General features: G+C 64.4%; 21 protein-coding genes. 8 read left to right on the forward strand and 13 right to left on the reverse strand.

Features of this window, described 5'->3' with window-relative positions:
- The first annotated feature begins 19 nt into the window (after nt 1-19).
- A complete protein-coding gene (locus KC8_RS16955) occupies nt 20-973 on the forward strand; it encodes a class I SAM-dependent methyltransferase (protein ID WP_010125825.1) in 954 nt (317 codons plus the stop codon).
- A gap of 44 nt (nt 974-1,017) precedes the next feature.
- Here the strand turns inward: KC8_RS16955 and KC8_RS16960 are convergent, their stop codons facing one another.
- Together KC8_RS16960 and KC8_RS16965 are read right to left on the reverse strand one after the other, a co-directional pair.
- Complete coding sequence (locus tag KC8_RS16960) at nt 1,018-2,001, reverse strand: agmatine deiminase family protein (RefSeq protein WP_010125826.1); 984 nt, start codon at nt 1,999-2,001, stop codon at nt 1,018-1,020.
- Between the two features lie 4 nt (nt 2,002-2,005).
- Nucleotides 2,006-3,646 carry a M28 family metallopeptidase gene (locus KC8_RS16965; RefSeq protein WP_010125827.1) on the reverse strand — a complete coding sequence of 547 codons (1,641 nt, stop codon included), beginning with the start codon at nt 3,644-3,646 and terminating at the stop codon, nt 2,006-2,008.
- 129 nt (nt 3,647-3,775) lie between these two features.
- Between KC8_RS16965 and KC8_RS16970 the strand changes: the two genes are divergently transcribed.
- A complete protein-coding gene (locus tag KC8_RS16970; RefSeq protein WP_010125829.1) occupies nt 3,776-5,743 on the forward strand; it encodes a S9 family peptidase in 1,968 nt (655 codons plus the stop codon).
- 100 nt (nt 5,744-5,843) lie between these two features.
- Here KC8_RS16970 and rpsD read toward each other — a convergent pair whose 3' ends face one another.
- Nucleotides 5,844-6,458, reverse strand: coding sequence for a 30S ribosomal protein S4 (gene rpsD / locus KC8_RS16975; protein ID WP_010125830.1), 615 nt, complete (start codon nt 6,456-6,458; stop codon nt 5,844-5,846).
- A 174-nt stretch (nt 6,459-6,632) separates the two neighbouring features.
- Here rpsD and KC8_RS16980 point away from each other — a divergent pair, with 174 nt between their 5' ends.
- A complete protein-coding gene (locus KC8_RS16980) occupies nt 6,633-6,935 on the forward strand; it encodes a chorismate mutase (RefSeq protein WP_010125831.1) in 303 nt (100 codons plus the stop codon).
- A 6-nt stretch (nt 6,936-6,941) separates the two neighbouring features.
- On the opposite strand, the gene KC8_RS16985 is transcribed toward KC8_RS16980, so the two are convergent.
- From KC8_RS16985 to rpiB, 4 genes are read right to left on the reverse strand one after another with little or no spacing between them, the layout of a single operon-like run.
- A complete protein-coding gene (locus tag KC8_RS16985) occupies nt 6,942-7,664 on the reverse strand; it encodes an RNA methyltransferase (protein WP_010125832.1) in 723 nt (240 codons plus the stop codon).
- The gene (gene nrdR / locus KC8_RS16990; RefSeq protein WP_029624577.1) at nt 7,661-8,125 is read right to left on the reverse strand and encodes a transcriptional regulator NrdR; all 465 of its coding nucleotides are present in this window, start codon (nt 8,123-8,125) and stop codon (nt 7,661-7,663) included. The genes KC8_RS16985 and nrdR overlap by 4 nt, the downstream gene beginning before the upstream one ends.
- A gap of 15 nt (nt 8,126-8,140) precedes the next feature.
- Nucleotides 8,141-9,454 (reverse strand): serine hydroxymethyltransferase, encoded by a 1,314-nt coding sequence (glyA, locus tag KC8_RS16995; RefSeq protein WP_029624578.1) that lies wholly within the window; start codon nt 9,452-9,454, stop codon nt 8,141-8,143.
- Nucleotides 9,451-9,909: a ribose 5-phosphate isomerase B gene (gene rpiB, locus KC8_RS17000; RefSeq protein ID WP_010125835.1), complete on the reverse strand. Its 459-nt coding sequence runs from the start codon at nt 9,907-9,909 to the stop codon at nt 9,451-9,453. The genes glyA and rpiB overlap by 4 nt, the downstream gene beginning before the upstream one ends.
- 117 nt (nt 9,910-10,026) lie before the next feature.
- On the opposite strand from rpiB, the gene KC8_RS17005 reads away from it, so the two are divergent.
- Nucleotides 10,027-10,476, forward strand: a complete 450-nt coding sequence (locus KC8_RS17005; protein WP_010125836.1) for a hypothetical protein — start codon at nt 10,027-10,029, stop codon at nt 10,474-10,476.
- Between the two features lie 67 nt (nt 10,477-10,543).
- Here KC8_RS17005 and hemA read toward each other — a convergent pair whose 3' ends face one another.
- A complete protein-coding gene (gene hemA / locus KC8_RS17010) occupies nt 10,544-11,758 on the reverse strand; it encodes a 5-aminolevulinate synthase (protein WP_010125838.1) in 1,215 nt (404 codons plus the stop codon).
- Between the two features lie 156 nt (nt 11,759-11,914).
- Nucleotides 11,915-12,712, reverse strand: coding sequence for a glutamate racemase (murI, locus tag KC8_RS17015; RefSeq protein WP_010125839.1), 798 nt, complete (start codon nt 12,710-12,712; stop codon nt 11,915-11,917).
- Between the two features lie 101 nt (nt 12,713-12,813).
- Here murI and plsY point away from each other — a divergent pair, with 101 nt between their 5' ends.
- Nucleotides 12,814-13,419: a glycerol-3-phosphate 1-O-acyltransferase PlsY gene (gene plsY / locus KC8_RS17020; protein WP_029624579.1), complete on the forward strand. Its 606-nt coding sequence runs from the start codon at nt 12,814-12,816 to the stop codon at nt 13,417-13,419.
- Nucleotides 13,412-14,518 (forward strand): DNA-processing protein DprA, encoded by a 1,107-nt coding sequence (gene dprA / locus KC8_RS17025; protein WP_010125841.1) that lies wholly within the window; start codon nt 13,412-13,414, stop codon nt 14,516-14,518. Before plsY ends, dprA begins: the two co-directional genes overlap by 8 nt.
- On the opposite strand, the gene KC8_RS17030 is transcribed toward dprA, so the two are convergent.
- Nucleotides 14,505-15,020: a GNAT family N-acetyltransferase gene (locus KC8_RS17030; protein WP_010125842.1), complete on the reverse strand. Its 516-nt coding sequence runs from the start codon at nt 15,018-15,020 to the stop codon at nt 14,505-14,507. The two genes, dprA and KC8_RS17030, sit on opposite strands and share 14 nt — an antisense overlap.
- 129 nt (nt 15,021-15,149) lie before the next feature.
- Between KC8_RS17030 and topA the strand changes: the two genes are divergently transcribed.
- Complete coding sequence (gene topA / locus KC8_RS17035; RefSeq protein ID WP_010125844.1) at nt 15,150-17,798, forward strand: type I DNA topoisomerase; 2,649 nt, start codon at nt 15,150-15,152, stop codon at nt 17,796-17,798.
- A gap of 152 nt (nt 17,799-17,950) precedes the next feature.
- On the opposite strand, the gene KC8_RS17040 is transcribed toward topA, so the two are convergent.
- Nucleotides 17,951-19,369 carry an amino acid permease gene (locus KC8_RS17040; protein ID WP_010125845.1) on the reverse strand — a complete coding sequence of 473 codons (1,419 nt, stop codon included), beginning with the start codon at nt 19,367-19,369 and terminating at the stop codon, nt 17,951-17,953.
- 58 nt (nt 19,370-19,427) lie between these two features.
- Nucleotides 19,428-20,621: an MFS transporter gene (locus tag KC8_RS17045; RefSeq protein ID WP_158217676.1), complete on the reverse strand. Its 1,194-nt coding sequence runs from the start codon at nt 20,619-20,621 to the stop codon at nt 19,428-19,430.
- Nucleotides 20,622-20,793: 172 nt separating this feature from the next.
- Here KC8_RS17045 and KC8_RS17050 point away from each other — a divergent pair, with 172 nt between their 5' ends.
- Nucleotides 20,794-21,264 carry a GreA/GreB family elongation factor gene (locus KC8_RS17050; protein WP_010125847.1) on the forward strand — a complete coding sequence of 157 codons (471 nt, stop codon included), beginning with the start codon at nt 20,794-20,796 and terminating at the stop codon, nt 21,262-21,264.
- On the opposite strand, the gene KC8_RS17055 is transcribed toward KC8_RS17050, so the two are convergent.
- The gene (locus tag KC8_RS17055; RefSeq protein WP_010125848.1) at nt 21,248-22,654 is read right to left on the reverse strand and encodes an alanine/glycine:cation symporter family protein; all 1,407 of its coding nucleotides are present in this window, start codon (nt 22,652-22,654) and stop codon (nt 21,248-21,250) included. The two genes, KC8_RS17050 and KC8_RS17055, sit on opposite strands and share 17 nt — an antisense overlap.
- Between the last annotated feature and the right edge of the window lie 40 nt (nt 22,655-22,694).

Here is a 22,694-nt window from a genome sequence, read left to right on the forward strand (position 1 = left end):
GCATTCTACGGAGTGACCCATGTCCGCTTTAGCCCTGAATCGCATCGATCCGTCGCCTGAACCTACCCGCCTGTGCGTGGATGAGGCCGCCCGCGCTTATGATATCGTGGGCGCGGATTATCTGGCCTATGCCGATGGTGATCCGCATCGCATCTACGACTTCGATGGCCGCTACGCTTACGGTGATCGCCGCATCTGGACGGTGATCGATCGCACCCTGGTCGCGCTGGCGGAAAGCGGGCAGAAAAGCCTGCGCATCCTTGATGCGGGTTGCGGGCCGGGCACCTGGATGCGTCGTATTCTGCTGCGTGCCGATCTGCTCGGCTTCACCAGCATCGAAGCACGCGGCTTCGATATCTCACCCGAACAGGTCGTTATCGCCCGTAAGATCGTCGGCCGGGCAGTGGCGCTACCGGGGGCGTCTTGCGAATTCGAAGTGGGGGATATCACCCAGCCGATGCCAGAAGCGAGCGGCTCGGTCGATCTGTGCCTGTGCCTATATGGCGTGCTCAACCACCTGCCGGTCGACACTCATACCGCCGTCGCCGCCGAACTTGCGCGCGTCACGCGTGGCCAGTTGATCGTGACGACGCGGGCGGTGGGCAGCACGCCGACCATCTATGTCGATGCGGTCGATCGCGCCGAGCGCTTCTGTCAGGATAATCAGGCCGATCGCTTGGCCGTCGATCTGCGTGATGGACGACATTTCGAATTCTCGTCGCACCTCTTCACCGCCGACGAAATGGAACAGCTGTTCGCACCCTATCTTGATACGCAGCGCGTGGGGCTGGATCTGTTCCACGGCCGGTTCGCGCCTGATCCGCGCTGGAATCCGCAATCCATGGTCGATGATCGGGATTTTTACAGCGATCTTGAACGACTGGAGCGCCAATATGGCAGCGATCCGCACTTCATCGACCATGCAACGCATCTGATGTTGATCGGCAGGCCCCGCCAGATCGCCGAGCGTTAAACGAAAAGCGGCCCTCCCCGCACGGCGCAGGGAGGGCGCTTTCGTCAGGCGGTCGGTATCTGCTGGCTGATGCAGTGGAAGCTGCCGCCGCCCGTCAGGATATGATCGGCGCGGAAGCCGATCGTGCGGCGGCCGGGGAACAGCGCGCCGATTGCGGCCACCGCCGCATCGTCATTCGCTGCCCCATAAAGCGGCACCACGACGGCCGCATTGCCGATGTAGAAGTTCATGTAGGACGCCGGTACGATCTCGCCATCGCGTTCCACCTTGCCGGGGGAGGGGACGCCGACCACTTCAAGCCCGAACGCGCGGGCGCGGGCGGCGGCGTCGCGGTAGATCGCCTCGTTGGGATCGTCGGTCGTCGGTTCGGGGATCGCGATCCGGCCTTCGCCGACGAAGCGGGCGAGGTTGTCGACATGGCCGTCGGTATGATCGTTGAGCAGGCCGTTGCCCAGCCACAGCACCCGATCGAGGCCCAGATCGGCCTTCAGCCGTGCTTCCACGTCGCCGCGCGACAGATACGGGTTGCGATTGGGGTTGAGCAGACACTGCTCGGTGGTGACGACAAGCCCGGTGCCATCGACGTCGATCGCGCCGCCTTCGAAAATCCAGTCGCAGGTCTTGACCGGAAAGCGCGCGGCCTCCGCCAGCGCCCGGCCGATCGTATCGTCGTGCGGCAGATCATATTTGCCGCCCCAGCCGTTGAAGCCGAAATCCAGCGCCGTCGGCACGCCGCCGCCATGGACGATGATCGGCCCGGTATCGCGCAGCCAGATATCGCCGAACGGGGCGGTTACGACATCGACACTGGCACCGGCCATGGCCAGCGCGGCCTTGGCCGAAGCCTTGTCGGCGGCGACCAGCACGACGCGCTCGCCAGCCCCATCGGCGTCCACCGCGCGGGCAAAGGCGACAACCTCTTCGCGCGCGGGTTCAAGATCTTCCTGCCACAGTTCGGCATGGCTGGGAAAACCGATCCAGACGCGATCATGGGCGGCCCATTCGGGTGGTTGGCGGTAGGTGGTCATCTCTTCACTTTCCTGCGCGGGATTTGTCGCGGATAGCCCGGAATTCGGCGTCGGGATACCAGTTCGGCCAGACATTGGAATCCGCCATTTCCCGTCCGATGGCATAGAAAAGCTTCAGATCGGAGACCGCGCCCGCCCAATCCCAATTGGGATCATATTCGTCCTTGGGACCGTGATAGCGGTTGGCGATATAATCCTCGGCCAGCGCCGTGCCGCGGGCCAGGCCGCCATCGACCAGATCGTCGCCGCTTTCGAAATAGATCATCGGCACGCCGAGCCGGGCGAAGCTGAAATGATCCGAACGGTAATAGAACCCCTTTTCCGGGGTCGGTTCGGGCACCAGCACGCGGCCTTCGGCGGTGACGGCGCGCTTCAGATAATCTTCCAGTTCCGATTTGCCGGGGCCGACCACAACCACATCCTTGGCCAGCCCGATCATGTTGAGTGAATCGATGTTCACGCCGCCCACCGTCTGCGCCAGCGGATAGATCGGATTGGCGGCATAATATTCCGACCCCAGCAGCCCGGCTTCTTCCGCCGTCACCGCCAGGAACAGCACCGATCGTTCGGGCTGGCCGGCGGCGCGATAGGTTTCTGCCAGAGCCGCAAGGGCTGCGATGCCCGATGCGTTGTCCACCGCGCCGTTACAGATATTGTCGCCGTCCACCGGCTCGCAAATGCCCAGATGGTCCCAGTGCGCCGAATAGAGCACATATTCACCGGGCCGCGTCTTGCCGGGGATGATGCCGACGACATTTTTCGATTTCTGCCGGCGGATTGCCTGGTCGAAACTCATCGCCGCCTTCAGCCCTGCGAACGGCACGCCGCGAAAGCCCTTGGCGCCGGCGGCGGCCACCAGCGCGTCATAATCCTGGCCCGCCGATGCAAAGATGCGTCGTGCGGCGTCGTTGGTGATCCAGCCGACCGCTTTCGACTGGTCCATATGATTGCCCGGTTCGTCAAAGCCGAGTTGCGGGCCGACGTTGGACGATACGACGACGTTGAAGCCATAGGCGGCCGGTTCGGTATCGTGGATGATGATCGCGGCGGCCGCGCCCTGACGGGCGGCTTCGGCATATTTATAGTCCCAGCGGCCATAATAGGTCATCGCCCGGCCACCGAACGGACCATCGAGCGTGGGTGTCTGCCAATCGGGATCGTTGACGAGGATCAGGACCGTTTTGCCCTTCACGTCCAGCCCGGCATAGTCGTTCCAGCCGCGTTCGGGCGCGTTGATGCCATAGCCCACGAACAGGATGTCGCTGGCCTTCACCGCGATCTTGGGCTGCACCTGATAAGACCAGCTGATCTGGTCGGTCTTGTAATCCAGCCGGATCGGCTGCTTGCCGCCGCTGATGGTAATCGCAAAGCCGGGCTTGGGCGTCAGTTCGACCAGGGGCACATCCTGATACCAGCTGCCCTTGTTGCCGGGTTCAAGCCCCGCCTTGGCGAAGCGATCGGCGATATAGGCAACCGTTTTGTCCTCGGCCGGGGTGGCCGGCGCCCGCCCCTGAAAGCTGTCGTCGGACAGGGTTCTGGTGATGTCCTTCAGCGTATCGACGGAGATGACGGGGGCCACAGGCTGGGCGGATGCGGCACTGGCCGTGGCGAGCGCAAGGAACGAAGCGGCAAAAGCAAGGCGCATGGGGCAATTAATTCCAAGCAATGGCAATGAAGCCGTCATGACAGCGCGGTCTGCTGCTCGCAAGGCATCGATATCCTTGCTCTTGCTCTTGTTCCGGTTAATGTCGCGCGGGGCAATTCGGGGGAAATAATGTTGCGATATTCGTTGCTTGTTGGCAGCAGTCTGTTTGCATGCGCATCGGCATTTGCGCAAACGATGTCACCGGAGGCAGCCTTTGGTGCGCGCGAGAGCGTGGTCGGCGCTTCGCTTTCCCCGAACGGCGCACGAGTCGCCTTCCTGGCCCCTGGCAAAGGGCAGGGAAACATATTGTTCACGGTCCCGATCGACGGCAGCACGCCGGCCGTGCAGGCTTTGGCCGCAGGTGGAGATCCGGAGCGATTGACGGATTGTGACTGGGTGTCTGACAGACGCCTTGTCTGCAATGTCTTTGCGGTCCATCCCGGCGTGGGAGAGGCCATCGGTGTTTCGCGGATCGTGGCCGTCAATATCGACGGCAGCGAACTCAAGCTCGTCAGCCGCCGTCAAAGTATGGATGCGCTTTATTTCAATCGGTTTGGTGGTGCCGTTATCGACTGGTTGCCGGGCCAGGATGGCGCGATACTGTTTGGAAGGGCCTACGTGCCAGACGCGATGGTCGGCAAGCGGATCGGGAACCGGCAGGAGGGCTATGGTGTTGATCGCGTCGACACGCTGACACTGGAATCTAAACGCGTTGTCCCTCCAATTCGTGATGCGATTGAATTTATCAGCGACGGCAGCGGCAATATCCGGCTGAAGGGTGTCGCAGAATATAAAGGTGACGGCTATACTACCGGTGTCACCCGCTACGCTTATCGTCAAGTTGATAGCGAAGATTGGAGAGGATTTGGTGAATATGATGCAATCAAACAGGAGGGTTTAAATCCATACGCGGTTGATCCTGTAGAAAATGTTGCTTACGGATTCATGAAGAAGGACGGACGTCAGGCGCTGTTCAAGCGGTTTCTGGATGGGACGTTGCGAGATGAATTGGTATTTAGCCGGCCTGATGTCGATGTGGACGGATTGATCCGTCTGGGGCGGAAGGGAAGGATTGTTGGTCTGTCATTTGCGACTGACCGCAGGAATGCCATATATTTCGATGAGCCATTGAGGAGATTGGGTGAGGGGCTTGCTAAGGCATTGCCGGATCAACCACTCATCAATTTCGAAAGCGAAAGCGCAGACGGCCAGAAACTGTTGGTATGGGCCGGCAGTGATGTCGATCCAGGCAGCTATTTCATATTCGATCGCGGTACGAAACAATTGCGTCCGCTCATGTATAGCCGGCCGGAACTGGTCGGATATAAGCTTGCGCCGGTGCGATCGATCAATGTCCGCGCCTCGGATGGAACGATGATACCCGGCTATCTTACGCTGCCGGTGGGTTCTTCGGGTAAAGGCCTGCCGACGATCGTCATGCCGCATGGCGGGCCAGGATCGCGCGACGAATGGGGTTTCGATTGGCTTGCCCAATATTATGCCCATCGTGGCTATGCGGTGTTGCAGCCGAATTTTCGCGGATCGACCGGCTATGGAGACGCCTGGTTCAAGAATAACGGCTTTCAATCATGGCGGATAGCGATCGGCGACGTGGTGGACAGCGGCCGTTGGCTGATTTCGGAAGGGATTGCCGATCCGAAAAAACTGGCGATATTGGGCTGGTCCTATGGTGGCTATGCTGCGCTCCAGTCGGGCGTCGTCGCGCCCGATCTTTACAAGGCCATCGTGGCGATTGCGCCGGTCACCGATCTGAATGACCTGAAGGAGCAGTATCGCAACACTTCCGCCTTCGTCGAAGTACAGCGTTTCGTCGGTAGTGGTCCGCACATTCGCGAAGGATCACCCGCCCAGCATGCGGCTGCGATCCACGCGCCGGTCATGCTGTTCCACGGCGAACTCGATCGCAATGTTGATGTCCGGGCATCGAAGCTGATGGCCAGCAAGTTGACCGATGCGGGGAAGGGGCCGCAAGTGATTCTCTACCCCGGCCTCGATCACTATCTGGAGGATTCGGCCGTTCGTGCCGACTTGCTCGGCAAGAGCGATGCGTTTTTGAAGAAATCGATGGGGATGTAATGCGAGGGCGGGCGGTTCCTGAAATCGCCGGCCCTTCCCACAACGAAAAAGGGCGGCCCCGTGTGGGACCGCCCTTTTTCGTTTCAGCAATGAAGCCGGATCAGCGCGAATAGAATTCGACGACCAGATTCGGTTCCATCTTCACCGGGTAAGGCACTTCGTCGAGCGTGGGCACGCGCACGAAGGTCACCTTGGCGGCGCCGTCGGGGGCCACATATTCCGGAATGTCGCGTTCGGACAGGCTCTGTGCTTCCAGAACCAGCGCCATTTCCTGCGCCTTGGTACCCAGCGTGATTTCGTCGCCCGGCTTCACCTGACGCGATGCGATGTTGCACTTCACGCCGTTGACGCGGATGTGGCCGTGGCTGACGAGCTGGCGGGCCGAGAACACCGTCGGCGCGAACTTGGCGCGGTAGACGACGGCATCGAGGCGGCGTTCCAGCAGGCCGATCAGATTCTGGGACGTATCGCCCTTCATCTTCGAGGCTTCGGTGTAGGCGCGCTTGAACTGCTTTTCGGTGACTTCGCCGTAATAGCCCTTCAGCTTCTGCTTCGCCTTGAGCTGGAGACCATAATCGGAAACCTTGCTCTTGCGGCGCTGGCCGTGCTGGCCGGGGCCATATTCACGACGGTTCACCGGGCTTTTCGGGCGGCCCCAGATGTTTTCGCCCATGCGGCGATCGATCTTGTACTTGGCGCTATGGCGCTTCGACATATTACGTCCTTCAACTGCGTTTTCGTTTTCCCCGGGGCCGCGCTGCCGGATCGAAATCCGTCAGGGCCACCGCTTCACCGGGGGTGCGGGGCCAATTGCGAAGCGGCGCCTATGACGGGGCAGGCGCGCAGAGTCAAGGTTGGCGGCGGGAGCCGGAGCCATTAGGGAGGCGCCATGTCAGAAACACTTTCCGCCGCTGCCTGCACCACCATGGCCGAAGTCCGCGCCGCGATCGACGCGCTGGACGAACGCATCGTCACCCTGTTGGGTGAACGGATGCGCTACATGGATGCCGCCGCCCGCATCAAGCCGACGCGCGGCGCCGTCCGTGACGAACCGCGCAAGGCGCAGGTGATCGAGAATGCCGCCGCCGTCGCCGAACGGGTGGGCTTTCCGGTGGAACTGGTGCGTGCCCTTTATGAACAACTGGTCGAAGGCTCGATCGCTTACGAACTGGATCGGTTCGACGCGCGCTGAGGCGTATCAGCGCGGCCGGGGCTTGGCCAATGTGCTGAGCACGCCGCGCATCGTGCGCACTTCCTGCGCGCTCCATGCGGGCTTGGTCAGCATTGTCCGCAAGGTCCGCTTCGTCACCGGCGTGCGATCGGGCGGGTAGAAGAAGCCGGCCTCGTCCAGCATGCCTTCCAGTTGCGTGATCATGCCATCCAGTTCGCCCTGTGGCGCGGGTGGCTCGATTTCGGTGGATGGCGGGGATGCGAGCGCTTCGCCCTTGGACCATTCATAGGCGACCAGAATCACGGCCTGCGCCAGGTTGAGGCTGCCAAATTCGGGATTGATCGGCACGGTCAGGATCGTCCGCGCCACCGCGACATCGTCGGTTTCCAGGCCGGACCGTTCCGGACCGAACAAGAGCGCCGATCGGCCGACATCGCTGCGAATCTGGCGCGCGGCTTCCTCGGGCGTCACCACCGGCTTGGTCACCCCGCGCTTGCGCACTGTGGTCGCGTAGACATGGGTGCAATCGGCCGTCGCCTCAGCCACGCTTTCATATACGCGGGCGTTGGCCAGCACGATATCCGCGCCCGATGCCGCCGGCCCTGCGGATGGATTGGGCCAGCCATCGCGCGGCGATACCAGCCGCATCTCGGTCAGCCCGAAATTGAGCATCGCCCGTGCTGCCTTGCCGATATTTTCGCCAAGCTGCGGACGGACGAGGATGATCACCGGGGGTGGGGCGGCGCTCACTTGATATCACTCACTTCGACGACCGATCCGGCGAAGTCTTCGAAATCCTTGGCTTCGGTGAAATCTTTGTAAACACTGGCAAAGCGGATGTAGGCGACACTGTCGAGCGCCTTCAGCCCGTCCATCACCATTGCGCCGACCTGGGCGGCCGCGATCTCGCTTTCGCCGCTGGTTTCGATCTGACGCTGGATGGCGGACAGCAGCCGATCGATCCGGACCGGATCGATCGGGCGCTTGCGGCAGGCAATCGCCACCGAACGGGCGAGTTTTTCGCGATCGAACGGCTCGCGCCGGCCTTCGCTCTTCACGATCGTCATTTCGCGCAATTGAATGCGTTCGAACGTGGTGAAGCGCGCGCCGCAGCCTTCGCACTGGCGGCGGCGGCGAATGGCGGCGCCGTCCTCGCTGGGACGGCTGTCCTTCACCTGGCTATCGTCGTGGCCGCAGAAAGGACAGCGCAACCCAGTTTCTCCGTCTTACTGGTTGGGGTAGATCGGGAAGCGCGCGCAGAGCGCCTCGACCCGCGTCTTGACGGCCGCTTCCACGGCGGGATCACCATGTTCACCCTTGGTGCGCAGGCCTTCCAGCACGTCGGCGATCATGTCGGCGATTTCGCGGAATTCGGCGGGGCCGAAGCCGCGCGTCGTGCCGGCGGGCGATCCGACCCGGATGCCGCTGGTCTTTACCGGGGGCAACGGATCGAACGGGATGCCGTTCTTGTTGCAGGTGATGGACGAGCGTTCCAGCGCCTCATCGGCATCGCGGCCGGTGATGCCCAGCGGGGTGAGATCGACCAGCGCGAGGTGTGTATCGGTGCCGCCCGAAACGATCTCCGCGCCGCGCTCCTTGAGGCGGGCGGCGAGCACCTTGGCGTTTTCGACGATCGCACGGGCGTAGGTCTTGAATTCCGGCTGCAATGCTTCGCCGAACGCGACCGCTTTCGCGGCGATGACGTGCATCAGCGGGCCGCCCTGCAGGCCGGGGAACACCGCCGAATTGATCTTCTTGGCGATCGCTTCGTCGTTGGTCATGATCATGCCGCCGCGCGGACCGCGCAGGGTTTTGTGCGTGGTCGTCGTCACGACATGGGCGTGGCCGAACGGGGTGGGGTGCGCGCCACCGGCGACGAGGCCGGCAAAGTGCGCCATGTCGACCATGAACAGCGCGCCCACTTCATCCGCGATGGCGCGGAAGCGAGCGAAATCGATGTGGCGCGGATAGGCCGAACCGCCAGTGATGATCAGCTTGGGCTTATGTTCCTTGGCCAGCGCTTCCACCTGATCGAAATCGATCAGATGATCTTCGCGGCGCACGCCATATTGCACGGCGTTGTACCATTTGCCCGACATCGCGGCCTTGGCGCCGTGCGTCAGGTGGCCGCCGGCATCGAGCGACAGGCCCATGATCGTGTCGCCCGGCTTGGTGAGCGCGAGCATCACCGCGCCGTTCGCCTGCGCGCCCGAATGCGGCTGGACGTTGGCGAAGCCGCAATCGAACAGCTGCTTGGCGCGTTCGATCGCGAGCGTTTCCACCACGTCGGACGGGGCGCAGCCCTGATAGTAACGCTTGCCGGGATAGCCTTCGGCATATTTGTTGGTGAACACCGAACCCTGCGCTTCAAGCACAGCGCGCGAGACGATGTTTTCCGATGCGATCAGTTCGATCTGGTTCTGCTCGCGGGCCAGTTCCTGGCGGACGCCGCCGAACACGGCCGGATCGGCATCGGCCAGGCCACGGGTGAAGAAGCCGTCGGGTTGGACCGCTGACAAGGTTGCGGGGTTGGTGCTCATGCGGGCTCCTTCGCGGTGGCGGGAGTTGAAAGCTTGTCGACGCGGCGCTGGTGGCGGCCGCCTTCGAATGGGGTGGCCAGGAACGCGGTGACGCAATCCTTGGCGGCATCGACGCCGATCAGGCGCGCGCCCATGGCGATGATGTTGGCATCGTTATGCTGGCGCGACAGGCGGGCGGACAGCGCTTCGGATACCAGGGCGCAGCGCGCCGCCGGATTGCGGTTGATGGCGATCGAAATGCCGATCCCCGATCCGCACAGGGCGATGCCCTTCTTGGCCGTGCCATCGGCGATCGCCGCCGCCAGCTTGTAGCCATAATCGGGATAGTCCACCGAATCGGCGCTGTCGGGGCCGAGGTCGATCACCTCATGGCCGCTTTCGCGCAGCCAATCGGCAAGGATCGCCTTCAGTTCGATAGCGGCGTGATCGGATGCGATGGCGATGGTTTCGGCCATGTCAAATCTTCCGGGATGAGTCGAATGGCGGCTATCTAGGGGCTTGGGCTGCGAAACGCTACCTGCCATGTTGCAAAGCGGCGATCCGGGCGTTGATGGACTTGAAAGGAGTTGCCAGTGAAGCGAATTGCCATCGTTGCGGCGTGCGCGCTGCTTGTCGGATGCGGGCCTGCCAAGCCGCCGGCCACCGAAACGGAGACCGCCGCCGCCAACACCATCCTGCCCGCAGAACCGGATATCGCGCCGGTCGACACGCCTGCGGAAAATGGCGCGGGGGCTGCCGCCCTGCCCACCGATGCATGGATCGGCAAATGGGTTGGCGTCGAAGGGCTGGCACTTGAAATCGCGCCGGGGCCGGATGCCGGGCAATATGCGCTGAAGGTGACGTTGCTGGATGGACCGGCCAATTTCGTCGGCACGGCGGCTGGCGACACCATCCAATTCACGCGCGACGGCAAGGCTGCGGTGATCCGCAAGGCGAGCGGTGATGAAACCGGCCTCAAATATCTGGCGGGCAAGACGGACTGCCTGATGATCGAAAAGGGCGAGGGTTTCTGCCGCGATTGATCGGCGCGCGCGGTTTGCCGCCCGGCGCCCGGCTCCGCTTTCGCCGCATGGCGGGCGGGGGCGGGGGTCAGGCCGCCAGGCGCAGTTCGATCCGGTCCCAGATTTCGAGCAGCGCGTTCGTCAGTTCCTGCATCATCGCTTCGGTGTGCTGCGGGCCGGGGGTGAAGCGTAGCCGTTCGGTGCCGCGCGGCACCGTCGGGTAATTGATCGGCTGCACATAGACGCCATATTCGGCGAGCAGGATATCGCTCACCCGCTTGGCCTTCACCGGATCGCCCACCATCAGCGGCACGATATGGGTGGTTGAATCCATCACCGGCAGGCCGGCGTCGCGGAACTTGGCTTTCAGCATCGCGGCGGCGGCCTGCTGGCCATCGCGTTCCTCACCCGATTCCTTGAGGTGGCGGACGCTGGCCAGCGCACCGGCAACCAGCACCGGCGACAACGACGTGGTGAAGATGAAGCCCGGCGCGTAAGAGCGGATCACATCGATGATCGTGCGGTCGGCCGCGATATAGCCGCCCATCACGCCGATCGCCTTGGCCAGCGTGCCTTCGATGATCGTCAACCGATGTGCTGCGCCATCGCGATCGGCAATGCCGCCGCCGCGTGGGCCATACATGCCGACCGCATGCACTTCGTCGAGATAGGTGAGCGCGTTATATTTGTCGGCCAGGTCGCAGATCGCATGGATCGGGGCGACATCGCCTTCCATCGAATAGACGCTTTCGAACGCGATCAGCTTGGGCGTTTCGGGGTCTTCGGCGGCCAGCAATTCTTCAAGATGGGCCAGGTCGTTGTGGCGGAAGACGCGCTTTTCGCAGCCCGAATTGCGAATGCCCGCGATCATCGATGCGTGGTTCAGTTCATCCGAAAAGATGATGCAGCCCGGCAGCACCTTGCCCAGCGTGGACAGCGTTGCGTCGTTGGACACATAGCCCGACGTGAACAGCAGCGCGCCTTCCTTGCCGTGCCAGTCGGCGAGTTCGTTTTCCAGATCGATGTGATAATGCGTGTTGCCGCCGATATTGCGAGTGCCGCCGGATCCCGCGCCCACATCGTGCAGGGCGTCTTCCATCGCGGTAATCACCGCCGGATGCTGGCCCATGGCGAGATAATCGTTCGAGCACCATACGGTGATCGGCTTCGGCCCGTTATGGCCGGCAAAGCAACGGGCATTGGGAAACGCGCCCTTGTTGCGCAGGATATCGATGAATACGCGATAGCGGCCTTCGGCGTGCAGCCGGTCGATTGCCTCTGCGAAAACGCGCTGATAGTCCAAGGAACCTACTCCCCCGGGGTATGCCGCCCCTGAAATGTGCCGCGCTTTTACGGAAGCGCGTTCACTTTTTCCAGCGCGAACGGTTCGCAATTGGGTGGACAAATTGTCCCCCCAAATATGAGGCATGCCGGTGAGGTTTCAACACGCCGGCGCGATTCACAAAAAGCGTATGTCGTCGAGGCCGTAACGCGCCAGCCCGGCAACCAGCCCGGCTGGCACATCGAAGGGCGCGGTGAACACGGCGATGCCGGGCGTGGGGGTGGCCGGCCAGTCCTGTCCCGCTGTCAGAAATGCCGTGCGCCGGGCAATTCCTTCGCCGCCATGGATGAAATTGAGCGAACGGGGGCTGGCGGCGGCCAGTTCGGTTTCGACCAGTGGAAAATGCGTACAGGCCAGCACCACGGTATCGATCCGGTCGCCGCCCGGCTGATCGAGCAGGCCGGCCATGACGGCGGCATAAGCGGCCGGATCGGTCGGTTCGCCGCGCAGCTTGGCTTCGGCCAGTTCGACCAGCTTTGCCGATCCGTGGCGCAGCACCAGACAATCGCTGGCGAAGCGCGCCGACAGATCATCGACATAAGGCTGGCGGACGGTGGCGTCGGTGCCGAGCACGCCGATCGCGCGGGTTCGCGATTGTTCGGCCGCCGGCTTGATCGCGGGCACCGTGCCGACGACGGGCAAATCGAGCGCGGCGCGCACCGCGCCCAATGCGATCGTTGATGCGGTGTTGCAGGCGATCACGATCAACCGGGGGCGATGCCGTTCGACCAGCCGGCCAAGCAGCGCCGGAACCCGCGCGGCGATTTCCGCTTCGGCCTTGGTGCCATAGGGAAATCCGCCATTGTCGGCGGCATAGACGATCGGCGCATCGGGCAGCAGCCGGCGTGTCGGCGCGAGGACGGATAACCCGCCCACGCCCGAATCGAAAAACAGCAAGGGGCGGTTGTCACTCATCCCCCGCCCATAGCGCAGCCATGGGGCCGGGTGAAATATCGGGGGTTGTTGCGCAACCCGCGCCAGCGCTTATTGTCGGGCCTGGGCAACAGGGTAGCTTAATGATCGTGGAATCTTGGGGATTGTCGCTGGTGGCGCTGCTGGGCGGGTATCTGCTCGGTTCGATACCGTTCGGCGTGCTGCTGACGCGGGCGGCCGGGGCCGGGGATCTGCGCACGATCGGTTCGGGCAATATCGGCGCGACCAACGTGCTGCGCACCGGCCGCAAGGGGCTGGCCGCGCTCACCTTGCTGCTGGACGGTGGCAAGGGCGCGGTGGCGGTGCTGATCGCCGCCGCCGTGGCGCCCGGCCTTGCCCCGTTCGCCGCGGTCGGCGCCTTTTTCGGCCATCTATATCCTGTCTGGCTGGGCTTTCGCGGTGGCAAGGGTGTCGCGACCCTGCTCGGCATCGCGCTGGCCTTGCTGTGGCCGGCGGGGCTGGGCTTTGCGGTCGTCTGGCTCGGCGCGGCCGCCATCACCCGTTATTCGTCGGTTGGCGGCATGGCCGGCGCGTTTGCACCGCCCGTCGTCGCCGCGCTGATGGGGCAGCCGACCCTGGCGCTGGTCTTTCTCGGCCTCGCTTTGGTGGTGGTGTGGAAGCACCGCGCCAACCTCCAGCGGCTGATTGCCGGCACCGAACCGCGCATCGGCGCGAAATCGGATGGCTGACGGCGCCGACCCCCGCGCGATCGATGAAGATCGCATCGCCCGGCTGCGGCTGATCCGTTCGGCCAATGTGGGGCCGGTTACCTATCACCAACTGCTGTTGCGGTTCCGCACTGCGCAGGCGGCGCTCGATGCCATTCCCGATCTGGCCAGGCGCGGTGGCGGGCGGGAAGTGCGGATCGCATCGCGTGCCGATGTGGAACGCGAAGTCGCGCGCGTCGCAGCCCTTGGCGGGCGTTATCTGTTTCGCGGCATCGGCCTCTATCCGCGCCGTCTGGCCGAGATTGAAACTGCCCCGCCGGCCCTGATCGTGCGCGGGCGGCTGGCGCTGCTCGATCGGCCGATGGTGGCGATGGTCGGCGCGCGCAACGCATCCGCCGCCGCGATCCGTTTTGCCCGGCAACTGGGCCGCGAACTGGCCGATGGCGGGGCGACGGTGGTTTCCGGCCTGGCGCGCGGCATCGATTCCGCAGCCCATGCCGGATCGATCGATGGCGGCACGGTGGCGGTGATCGCCGGGGGGATCGATGTGGTCTATCCGCCCGAAAATGCCGATTTGCAGCAGGCGATCGCCGAACGCGGCGTGCTGATCGCCGAACAGCCGCCTGGATTGGAGCCGCGCGCGCGCCATTTTCCCTATCGCAACCGGATCATCGCCGGGATCGCCGCCGGCACGGTGGTGGTGGAAGCCGCGCCCAAATCCGGCTCGCTCATCACCGCGCGCTATGCCGCCGATTTCGGACGCGAAGTGATGGCGGTGCCCGGTTCCCCACTCGATCCGCGCGCGCAAGGCTGCAACCTCTTGATCCGCGAAGGGGCAACCCTGATCCAGTCCGCCGCCGATGTGATGGAAGCGCTGCGCCCGATCGCCGATGGTGTGGCGGCGCATGGCAGCGGCTACGCCCCGCCGCCGGTATCCGCCGATGCGGGCGATGCGGATCGGCGGGCGGTGGCCGATCTGCTCGGCCCGGTTGCCGTGCCGGTGGATGAAATCGTCCGCCTGACGGGCCTTGCCCCGGCGATCATCCAGACGGTGCTGCTGGAACTGGAACTCGCCGGCCGGCTCGAACGCCATGCCGGCGGCCGGGTCAGTCTGGGCTGAGGCCCAGGTCCGCGCGCTCGATTTCCAGATAGACGCTGTCGCACCAGCCGATATGCGTTTCCAGCGTCCGTTCCGCCCGCCCGGTTTCGCGGAACCCCAGCGCCATCAGCACGCGCAGCGACGCCGCATTGCGCGGATCCACGTCGGCGATCAGCCGCTCCACATCGGGCCGCGCCAGCGCATGGGCAATGAACGCGGCAATCGCCTCGCGGCCCAGCCCCTGGCCCCAATGATCGGGGTGGAGGATATAGCCGAATTCCGGCAGCCGCCACGCACCCACCTTGCCGATCGCCACGCCATCGCGGACGATGACGAAATCTTCGGACAATTCAGGCGGCGATGCGATCATCGAATCCAGCCATTCGGTGGTCTGCTCGATCCGTTCGTGCGGCGCGGTCGACCAATAAAGCATCGCCTGCTCGTTCGACAGCACGGCGTGCAGTGCATCCAGATCGCTCGGCTGCGCGCGACGCAATGTCAGGCGGGGGGTGGTGATTTCCATGGGGCGACGTAACCCATGTCGCGGCCACAATCCATGCCAGCCTCGCGGCCCATGAACCGGCGGGGCTTGACGAAGGGCGGGGCGGCTCTCCACCCTCGCGCGTACACATGTGGGGAATTGCCTGATCTCATGAAGCTCGTCGTCGTCGAATCGCCCGCCAAAGCGAAAACCATCGAGAAGTATCTCGGGCCGGGGCACCGCGTGCTCGCTTCCTACGGCCATGTCCGCGATCTTCCGGCCAAGGACGGATCGGTTGATCCCGACAACGGCTTCGCGATGGAGTGGGAGGCCTATGCCGACAAGACGCGCCAGCTGAAGGCGATCACCGACGAGGCGAAGGAAGCCGACACCCTCATCCTCGCGACTGACCCTGATCGCGAAGGGGAAGCGATTTCGTGGCATGTGCAGGAGGTGCTGAAAAAGCGCCGCGCGTTGCCGAAGGACGTTCAGCGCGTCACGTTCAATGCCATCACCAAGGCCGCCGTGCTCGATGCGATGGCCAATCCGCGCGCGCTGGATGAAGATCTGATCGATGCGTACCGCGCCCGCCGCGCGCTCGATTATCTGGTCGGCTTCACGCTGTCGCCGGTGTTGTGGCGCAAGCTGCCGGGGGCGAAATCCGCCGGGCGCGTGCAGTCGGTCGCGCTGCGGCTGGTGGTGGATCGCGAACGCGAGATCGAAGCCTTCCGGCCCCAAGAATATTGGTCGGTCGCCGCCGATATGGAACAGGATGGCGTGCCGTTCGTCGCGCGTCTCGTCCGTTGGCGGGGCAACAAGATCGATCGGCTGACGATCGGCAATGGCGCTGATGCGGAGGCCGCGAAGAAGGATGTCGAAGCCGGCCGTTTCTCGGTCGCGTCGGTTGAAACCAAGCCGCTCACCCGCAATCCGCCGCCGCCGTTCACCACGTCGACCTTGCAGCAGGAAGCCGCGCGCAAGCTGGGTTTTTCGGCCAGCCACACGATGCGGGTCGCGCAAAATCTCTATGAAGACGGCGCGATCACCTACATGCGTACCGATGGCGTGCAGATGGATGGATCGGCCATTTCGGCCGCGCGCGGCGCAATCGCCAACCGTTATGACGCATCCTACGTGCCCGATAAGCCGCGCCAGTATCAGGCCAAGGCCAAGAACGCGCAGGAAGCGCACGAAGCGATCCGCCCGACCGATTTTTCCAAGGACAAGGCCGGATCGGGCGATCATGCGCGGTTGTACGATCTGATCTTCAAGCGCGCGCTGGCAAGCCAGATGGCGTCGGCGCGGCTGGAACGGACGACGGTCGAACTGCTTGACGGCAGCGGCAGCCATGCCCTGCGCGCAACCGGCCAGGTCGTCCTCTTCCCCGGCTATCTCGCGCTCTATGAAGAAGGCCGCGATGACGTTGGTTCCAGCTCCGGCAAACATGCCTCCGCTGATGATGGCGACGATGACGGCAAGCGCCTGCCGCGGATGAAGGAGGGCGATGCGCCCGCCAGGAAGGCTGTCACCGCCGAACAGCATTTCACCCAGCCGCCGCCGCGTTATTCCGAAGCCAGCCTCGTCAAGAAGATGGAAGAACTCGGCATCGGCCGCCCGTCCACCTACGCCGCGACGCTCCAGACGCTCAAGGATCGCGAATATGTGACCTTGGAAAAGAACCGCTTCCAGCCGCAGGAAAGCGGCCGGCTGGTCACGTCCTTCCTCGAACGCTTCTTCGAACGCTATGTCAGCTATGATTACACCGCCGGGCTGGAAGACAGCCTCGATGATGTGTCGGGCGGGCGGGCCGATTGGCAGCAGGTGCTGGAAGCCTTCTGGCGCGATTTCAAGCCCAAGACCGTCGAGGTGATGGAGCAGAAGCCATCCGAAGTGACTGCGGCGCTTGATGAATTTCTCGGCCCATATCTGTTCCCGGACAAGGAAGACGGTACCGATCCGCGGCTGTGCCCGGCGTGCAATGCCGGCCGGCTTTCGCTGCGCGGCGGTCGGTACGGCGCGTTCATCGCCTGTTCCAACTATCCCGAGTGCAAGTTCACCCGCCGTTTCGCGCAAAAGGGCGGCGCGGAGGATGGTGGCGATACCGGCCCGGTCGTGCTCGGCACCGATCCCGAAACCGGGCAGGAAATCACCAAGCGCTCCGGCCGGTTCGGGCCTTATGTCCAACTGGGCGAAGGCAAGGATGCCAAGCGCGGTTCGATCCCCAAGGACGTGCCGGGCGAAGATTTCGGGCTGGATTGGGCGCTGAAATTGCTGTCCCTGCCGCGCGAGGTGGGGCTCCACCCCGAAAGCGGCAAGCCGATCACCGCATCGATCGGGCGCTATGGCCCCTATCTGGCGCATGACGGCAAATATGCCCGGCTGACGTCTACCATGGACGTATTCGAAACGGGCATGAACGCCGCCGTCGTCAAGCTGGCGGAGGCCGCTGCTGGCGGTGGCCGCGCGCGGGGCGGTTCGCGCGAACCATTGAAGGCGTTCGGCCCGCACCCGGAAAGCGGCGCCGAAGTGAAGCTGATGGAAGGGCGCTTCGGCCCCTACGTTACCGATGGCACCACCAACGCGACCTTGCCCAAGGCCGCCGATCCGGCGGCGCTGACCTTGGAAGAAGCGGTGGCGCTGCTGGCTGAACGGGCGGCGAAGGGACCGGCCAAGGGCAAGAAAAAGGCGGCCCCGGCCAAAAAGCCGGCCGCCAAGAAGGCTGCGGCACCCAAAAAGACGACCGCGAAGAAGGATGCCCCGCTGAAAAAGCCGGCGGCGAAGAAGGCGCCCGCTGCCAAGAAGGCGGCAGTCGCCGAATAAGCGTCAGGGCGGAGGGGCAGGCGCATTGCGCGTGGCTTCTCCGCCGACCTGATCTTCCGCCCGGCTCGTGTCGGGTGCGGCCGGGATAGGCGCCACAGGCGACGGCATGAAGGGTGGCGGACCCTTCGAATCCGGCGCGGCGCCGGCCTCGGCTACTTTGTGGTTTCGGCCTTGCCAATCAGGCTGCGGCTGCGGCCGTAGAGGAAATAGACGACCAGCCCGAACGCGTTCCAGCCGACGAACCAGATTTGCGTTTTCGTCGGGAGGCTGGCGAACAGATAGAGGCAGCCAAGGATCGCGCCCGCGCCGACCAGCGCGGCCGCCGGGGTGCGGAACGGGCGGTGGATATCGGGCGCGCGGCGGCGCATCACCAGCATGCAGGTGGATACCGCGATGAACGCGACCAGCGTGCCCGAATTGGCGAGCGCGGCGATTTCATCAAGCGGTACGAAGCCGGCGATGGCGGCAACGAAGGCCGCGGTGATCAGGGTGATGCGAACCGGCGTGCCGCGCGTCGACAGTTCGGCGAGCTTTGGCGGCAGGAACCCGTCGCGCGCCATGACCAGGAAGATGCGCGACTGCCCGAACAGGAAGGCGAGCAGCACCGTGGGCAGTGCGATGACGGCGGCAGCGGCGACGATCGTGGCGATTTTGCCCTGGCCGATTTCGCGCAGGATCAGCGCCAGCGGTTCGGGGCTGTCGGCGAAGTGGGTGAAGGGCAGCGCCCCTACCGCTGCGGCAGCGACCAGCATGTAGATGAGCGTACAGGCGACCATCGACCCGATGATGCCGATCGGCAGATCGCGTTCGGGTTTCTTGGTTTCTTCGGCGGCGGTGGAGATTGCATCGAAGCCGTAGAAAGCGAAGAAGATGATCGCGGCGGCGGCCATCACCCCGCGTTCGACGCCGCCGTCGCTCATCGATTTGGCGAAGCCGTAGGGCATGAAGGGTTCGAGGTTGGCGGCGTTGAAATAGGGCAAGGCGACCGCCACGAACAAGGCGAGCGTGGCGATCTTCACGATCACGAGGATGGCGTTGAGCGTGGCACTTTCGCGGGTGCCGACAATCAGCAATCCGGCGACGACGGCGATGATGAAGATCGCCGGCAGGTTGACGATGCCGCCCAGTTCCGGCCCCTGCATCAAGGCGATGGGAAAGCCGGTGGAAGCGTGGAGCAGGGGGGCCGCATATCCCGACCAGCCGACCGCGACGGTGGAGACGACCAGCGAATATTCGAGGATCAGGCTCCACCCCACCACCCAGGCGATCAGTTCGCCGAGCACCGTATAGCTGTAGGAATAAGCGCTGCCGGCAGCGGGCAGCATCGTCGCCATTTCAGCATAAGCGAGCGCGGCGCAGGCGCAGATCGCGCCGGCAATCGCAAAGGAGATCAGAACGGCCGGCCCCGCGCGATCCGCGCCGACGCCGATCAGGGTGAGGATGCCGGTGCCGACGATCGCGCCCACGCCCATGGCGACGAGATGCGGCCATGACAGTGTAGCCGTGAGCCGTTGTCCCGACGGGTGGGCCGAGGCATCCGCCAGCGGCTTACGTCGATCGAACAGGTTCATGTGTTACTCCCGGCTGTAATCTTGTTGCGTGAACCCTGTGCCCAGCCGGGGGGGCAGGTCAAGTCGTCGCGTGATGCCGCCGATTGGGGGCGATCAGCCCGATCAGGCATCCCGCCGCGATAAGTGCCAGGCCCAGCGCGGAAAACATGCCAGCCAGCCCGAGTGCGCCGCGTATCGGATCGAGCAGGATCGGGTTGAGAAACTGGCCGAGGAAGATCGCCGCATACATGCCGCCGATCGCATGGGCGTGCAGATGTGCCGGCGTGCGTTCCAATACCATCGACGTGATTTGCGGAGTCGCGAACCCGGCGCCCAGCCCGGCGAGGAACAAGGAAACGGCCATGTGCGGGATCGATGTGCCGGCAGCCATGCCGGCCAGCCCCGCGCCCAGCGAAAGCAGCATCAGCGCCTTGATCCAGCGTTCGCCGAGATGGGGACGCAGGAAGCCGAAGACAAAAGCGGTGATCGCCGAGGTGCCCGCAAAGATCGACAGCAGCATCCCTTGCGTGGTCGCGCTGGTGACACCGCGTTCGCCGAGCAGGAATGGCCCCTGAATGCCGGGGGTGAAGAAGGCGACCGACAGCACGAGCATCAGCCCGTAAACGGGCGCGAGCTGCCGCCATGGCAGGCCGCCGGCGGGCGCGTGCGTGCTGACGGCCGGGGGCGTCCGTTGCAGGCGGACGGCGTAGAGCGCCGCGAAAAAGGCCGGGATGCCAGCGAGGTAGAGCGCGAACGGGGCCTGCCAGCCGCCCGCATCCACCATCCAGCCGCCCGCGCTCAATGCCAGAATCGATGTGCCGCCACCCATCGCGCTGACGAAACCGATCAGGCGATCGCGGACATGGGGTTCGAACAGGCCGGTCAGCGCGATGGTGATCGTGCCGATGAAGGCGCCGGCGATGCCGATGGCGACGCGGCTGGCGATCAGCGGCGTGACATCGTTTGCCAGTAGGCCGGTCGCGCCGGCCATGACGAAGATGGCGAGCGCGACCAGCAGACAGAACCGATAACCGAGCCGATGGGCGATCGCGCCGACGAACAGCGACACGATCGCGGTGGCGAGCGCCGGGGTCGCCATGACGAGCTTGGCGGCCTGTTCGCCTGCGTGCCCACCCCCGAAATGGAGTGCCATCGCCGGCAGTGCGGGGCTGACGGCCATCGGGATGAGCGAGTTCAGCCCCGCGCCGCTGACCGCCAGCATCTGGAGCACGGCCAGCCGCCCGCGTGTCATCACTGCTTCGTCCAGCCGCATCCCGCATCCTTCAATATCGTTTTTTCCACCGTGCCAGCGTGGCGGCCCCGCGCCCACCGGCATCACTTCCGCATTCGGGACATTGCGATGAATTGGGGAACCGGTTGCAGGGCGTGCGCGCTATGGGCAGGAAGCGGGCGGCCCCGATCGGGCGGGGAAGGATGGAGATGAAATGAGCGTCGCGTTTCGCCGGGATTCGGATGAGGAGCACAAGGAACCACGGCCCGAACTGCCGATCCCCGTCGGCCCCAACCTTGTCACCGCGCGCGGGCTGGCGCTGATCGAGGCGACGGTGGCGGAACGGGAAGCGGCGCTTGCGGCCGGCGGCGATGAGGAAACGGTGGCCGCGATCAAGCGCGACCTGCGTTACTGGCATGTCCGCCGCGCGACCGCGCAGGTGACCCCGCCGCCCACCGACGACGAAGCCGGCTTCGGTTCGCGGGTGCGGTTCCGCCAGGGGGGTGTTGAACGGACCATAGATATCGTCGGCGATGACGAGGCGGAGCCGGCGGCCGGGCGGCTGGCCTTCACCGCGCCCCTCGCCCGCGCGCTGACGGGCACGGGCGAGGGCGATCGCGTTGATTTCGGGGGCAAGCCCGGCGCGCTGGAGGTGCTGGAAGTCGGCCCTATCCCGGAAGCCTGACCGGCGCGACGGCCGCCGGGCTGCGCATCCGGGCGATATAGCCGCGGATTTCGCGCCGCACCTCGGGCGCGAACAGATAGAGCGCGATCACATTGGGCGCGGCCATCAGGAAGAAGGCGCTGTCGACCAGGTTGATGACCCGGCTGATATCGAGCACCGCGCCGATCGGCAGCGCCACGCAATAGAGGACGCGATAGGTGTAGGTGGCAGTGCGCGACGGGCCGAACAGATAGGCCCACGCCTGCCCGCCATAATAGCCCCACGCGATCAATGTCGCATAAGCGAACAGCACGACCGCGACGGCGAGGACATAGGGGAACCACGCAAACACCCCGGCAAACGCGGCCGACGCCATCGCGATATCCTTGAACCCATCATCCCACACGCCCGACACGACGATCATCAAGGCGGTGAGCGAACACATGATGACGGTATCGAACAGGGGTTCGAGCAAGGCGACCAGCCCTTCGGACGCGGGTTCCTTGGTACGCGCGGCCGAATGCGCCATCACCGCCGAACCGACACCGGCCTCGCACGAATAGACCGCGCGGCGCATGCCGACGACGAAAGTGCCGATCGCACCGCCCGCCACCGCTTGCCCCGTGAAGGCATCCGACACGATCGTCGCGAACGCGGCGGGCAGATCGGCCCAATGGTAGCCGATCACGGCAAGGGCTGCGGCCATGTAGAGAATGCTCATCCCCGGAACGAGCAGCACCGTGACCTTGCCGAGCCAGCGTGCGCCCCCGACGACGACCAACGACACCGCGATCGCCATGCCGATGCCGTAAGCGAGCGAGAAATCCGCCCCGGCGACAGCACTGACCTGCGCATAGCTCTGGTTCACCTGCACCAGCGGGATCGCCCCGCCGAGCGCGAACACGGCATAGAATGCGCCGAGGACAAGGCCGATCTTCGGCCAGCCGCGCGCCTTCAGGCCGTTTTTGAGCACATACATCGGCCCGCCGCGCATCACGCCGCTTTTGTCGATTTCGCGATATTTGAGGCCCAGCGTCACTTCGGCGGCCTTCAGCGCCATTGCAAACACGCCGATCACGAACTGCCAGAAGGCCGCGCCCGGCCCGCCGATGGCGATGGCAATGGCGACGCCGGCGATGTTGCCAAGCCCCAGCGTGCCCGAAAGCGCGGTGGAGAGCGCTGCAAACTGGCTCATTTCGCCGGGATGGTCGGGATCGGCGAAATGACCGCGCATCGCTTTCCAGCCGAGCTTGATGCCGGTGATCTGCGGCACGCCGAGCCAGAAGGTGAAGAGCAGCATGGGAAGGGCCAGCCACAGCACGATCGCTTCGATCTGGGTGCCGAAGAAGGGGATCTTCCAGAAGACGATCGCGGCCAGTGCATCGATGGAATGGGAAAGAGTTTCGATCAAGGCTCGCTCCGGCCGGGGGTTCCGACTATTCTGGCCCCCC

Origin of the sequence: Sphingomonas sp. KC8 (assembly GCF_002151445.1) — a bacterium.
Classification (GTDB): Bacteria; Pseudomonadota; Alphaproteobacteria; order Sphingomonadales; family Sphingomonadaceae; genus Sphingomonas_E.

Excerpts from the sequence above, each read along its gene's own strand:
- KC8_RS16955 (WP_010125825.1), top strand. The coding sequence starts at position 20 with ATGTCCGCTTTAGCCCTGAATCGCATCGATCCGTCGCCTGAACCTACC.
- KC8_RS16960 (WP_010125826.1), bottom strand. The coding sequence starts at position 2,001 with ATGACCACCTACCGCCAACCACCCGAATGGGCCGCCCATGATCGCGTC.
- KC8_RS16965 (WP_010125827.1), bottom strand. The coding sequence starts at position 3,646 with ATGCGCCTTGCTTTTGCCGCTTCGTTCCTTGCGCTCGCCACGGCCAGT.
- KC8_RS16970 (WP_010125829.1), top strand. The coding sequence starts at position 3,776 with ATGTTGCGATATTCGTTGCTTGTTGGCAGCAGTCTGTTTGCATGCGCA.
- rpsD (WP_010125830.1), bottom strand. The coding sequence starts at position 6,458 with ATGTCGAAGCGCCATAGCGCCAAGTACAAGATCGATCGCCGCATGGGC.
- KC8_RS16980 (WP_010125831.1), top strand. The coding sequence starts at position 6,633 with ATGTCAGAAACACTTTCCGCCGCTGCCTGCACCACCATGGCCGAAGTC.
- glyA (WP_029624578.1), bottom strand. The coding sequence starts at position 9,454 with ATGAGCACCAACCCCGCAACCTTGTCAGCGGTCCAACCCGACGGCTTC.
- rpiB (WP_010125835.1), bottom strand. The coding sequence starts at position 9,909 with ATGGCCGAAACCATCGCCATCGCATCCGATCACGCCGCTATCGAACTG.
- murI (WP_010125839.1), bottom strand. The coding sequence starts at position 12,712 with ATGAGTGACAACCGCCCCTTGCTGTTTTTCGATTCGGGCGTGGGCGGG.
- plsY (WP_029624579.1), top strand. The coding sequence starts at position 12,814 with ATGATCGTGGAATCTTGGGGATTGTCGCTGGTGGCGCTGCTGGGCGGG.
- dprA (WP_010125841.1), top strand. The coding sequence starts at position 13,412 with ATGGCTGACGGCGCCGACCCCCGCGCGATCGATGAAGATCGCATCGCC.
- KC8_RS17030 (WP_010125842.1), bottom strand. The coding sequence starts at position 15,020 with ATGGAAATCACCACCCCCCGCCTGACATTGCGTCGCGCGCAGCCGAGC.
- topA (WP_010125844.1), top strand. The coding sequence starts at position 15,150 with ATGAAGCTCGTCGTCGTCGAATCGCCCGCCAAAGCGAAAACCATCGAG.
- KC8_RS17040 (WP_010125845.1), bottom strand. The coding sequence starts at position 19,369 with ATGAACCTGTTCGATCGACGTAAGCCGCTGGCGGATGCCTCGGCCCAC.
- KC8_RS17045 (WP_158217676.1), bottom strand. The coding sequence starts at position 20,621 with ATGCGGCTGGACGAAGCAGTGATGACACGCGGGCGGCTGGCCGTGCTC.
- KC8_RS17050 (WP_010125847.1), top strand. The coding sequence starts at position 20,794 with ATGAGCGTCGCGTTTCGCCGGGATTCGGATGAGGAGCACAAGGAACCA.